The sequence below is a fragment of the Sulfuricurvum sp. IAE1 genome (assembly GCF_004347735.1).
GTDB lineage: Bacteria > Campylobacterota > Campylobacteria > Campylobacterales > Sulfurimonadaceae > Sulfuricurvum.
Window position 1 is genome coordinate 1 of record NZ_SLTI01000030.1, and the last position, 2,104, is coordinate 2,104.

At 49.5% G+C, this 2,104-nt stretch carries 2 protein-coding genes; both read left to right on the forward strand.

The genetic code is table 11. The annotated features are described in order from the left end of the window. Nucleotides 1-124 precede the first annotated feature (124 nt). Nucleotides 125-1,234, forward strand: coding sequence for an IS21 family transposase (gene istA / locus E0765_RS04600; RefSeq protein ID WP_132812051.1), 1,110 nt, complete (start codon nucleotides 125-127; stop codon nucleotides 1,232-1,234). Beyond that, nucleotides 1,225-2,046: an IS21-like element helper ATPase IstB gene (istB, locus tag E0765_RS04605; protein WP_132812052.1), complete on the forward strand. Its 822-nt coding sequence runs from the start codon at nucleotides 1,225-1,227 to the stop codon at nucleotides 2,044-2,046. The genes istA and istB overlap by 10 nt, the downstream gene beginning before the upstream one ends. The last annotated feature ends 58 nt before the right edge of the window (nucleotides 2,047-2,104 follow it).

Here is a 2,104-nt window from a genome sequence, read left to right on the forward strand (position 1 = left end):
TGTCAAGCGCGGAGTTAAAATAGGCAGCTGAGAAGGCTGTTGGATTGTAGTTTTTACGACCTAAAGCTTAAAGAAGCGGATTAGATTCGCTAAAGTCCTGATTTCCTTTTCGGAAAGGGGGACTATGCTGAAAAAAGGTGAAGTAAAAATGATACATCAGATGCTCAAAGAAGGATTGAGCAAAAGTGCAATAGCACGGAAGCTTGGGCTATCGAGGGATACGGTAGCCAAATACGCGAAGCTGCCGGAGGGGTATGTTCCGGTGATCAAGCGAGAACCGGTAGAGACGACGGTTGATCCGTATCTGGTCAACATCGCGCAGATGTTGGAGCACGCGCATGAGCTGAAAGTGGAGTTGCCTGCGACGGCAATTTATGAAGAGATACAGAAACTCGGATACCGGGGGAGCCTTCGGTGGATGCAGGAGATCATGCTCCGGCATGATCTGCGTCGCCGTGTGCAAGAGGAAGAGCCGCTGATACGGTTCGAAACGGCTCCCGCTCAGCAGATGCAAGTCGATTGGATCGAATTCCCCAAAGAACACTTATCGGCATTTGTGGCGACAATGGGGTATTCACGTGCATCGTATGTGGAGTATGTTGATAATGAACGGGTCGATACGCTGATCGCGTGCCATATGAATGCCTTCGGATATTTCGGCGGGGTTCCCCACGAATGTCTGTATGACAACATGAAGACCGTCATCCTCAAGCGCAACGCCTATGGATTTGGCAAGCACAAATTCAACGAGCAGTTCCGAGACTTCGCCGAGAAACACTGCGGTATCACCCTCAAAGTCTGCAAACCTTACCGTGCAAAAACCAAAGGGAAAGTGGAACGCTTCAACCATTACCTGCGCTACAGTTTCCACAATGCGCTGAAAGTACGACTGTCGATGATGGGCTATCGGATGACGCTGGAGAATGCAAACGCGGAAGTAATGGACTGGCTGGATTTTACCGCCAATGCGAGGATACACCAAACGACACTGAAACGACCGTTTGATCTATTAGCAGAAGAGCAGTCCCACCTGCTTCCTCTGCCCAAGCCTTATCACGGTATCCACCCGATAAAAGCTATGAAAGAAAGTGTAGCAAAAGCGACCCAAACAACCAAGAAAATTCCCCGCATCCATATCCCACAACGTGATATGCAGACATATGACGAGTTCATCCCGATGATGGGGTTATGGCTGTTCTCTTCACTCACGCTGGGAGGTGTCGCATGGCGCTGAACGATTCGATCGAACAGCTGTGCAAGGAAATGCAGCTGCCCACGCTGGCCAGACGCTACGGGGAACTGAGCGCCACAGCCGCCAAAGAGAACTGGCAATACGCCGAATTCCTGTACGAAGCGCTCAAATGCGAATCGGAAGCCAAAGCCGAACGTTCCCGCACCGTACTGACCAAACTGGCCGGATTCCCGACGATCAAGACACTGGAGCAGTTTGATTTCGATTTCACCGTCGGAGTCAACCGCCGCCAGATTGAGGAGCTTTCCAATCTCGGATTCATCAAACGCAGCGAGAACATCATCCTGCTGGGGCAATCGGGCGTGGGAAAAACCCATCTGGCGATCGCTTTGGCGGTCAAAGCGGTGCAGAACCGCTATAAGGTGCGATTCACCACTACAGCCGATCTGCTGATACAGCTGAGCAATGCCAAGAAGAACAAACGCTACGACAGCTTCATCAAACAAACGATCATGGCACCATCGCTTCTCATCATCGATGAGATCGGATATTTCCCCATGAGCAAGGAGGATGCCCACCACTTTTTTCAGGTAATCTCCAAACGCTACGAAAGAGGTGCCACCATCGTCACCTCAAACCTCGTATTCAGCCAATGGGCCGGAATATTCGCCAACGATAAAGTGGTTACATCAGCCATTCTTGACCGGTTGTTGCATCACAGTCACATCATCAACATTCAAGGAAATTCATATCGACTCAAGGAGAAAAAGGAAGCAGGCTTACAAGAAATGGATTTATTTAAGATTGGAAAGAAAAAACGTTCCTCTGAACACTCGGATGAACCCGTCGCTTAAGGTTACGAAACGTAAAAATTGTTAGAAAAAACTGCAGAATTTAACTCCGCGCTTGACA

Excerpts from the sequence above, each read along its gene's own strand:
- istA (WP_132812051.1), top strand. The coding sequence starts at position 125 with ATGCTGAAAAAAGGTGAAGTAAAAATGATACATCAGATGCTCAAAGAA.
- istB (WP_132812052.1), top strand. The coding sequence starts at position 1,225 with ATGGCGCTGAACGATTCGATCGAACAGCTGTGCAAGGAAATGCAGCTG.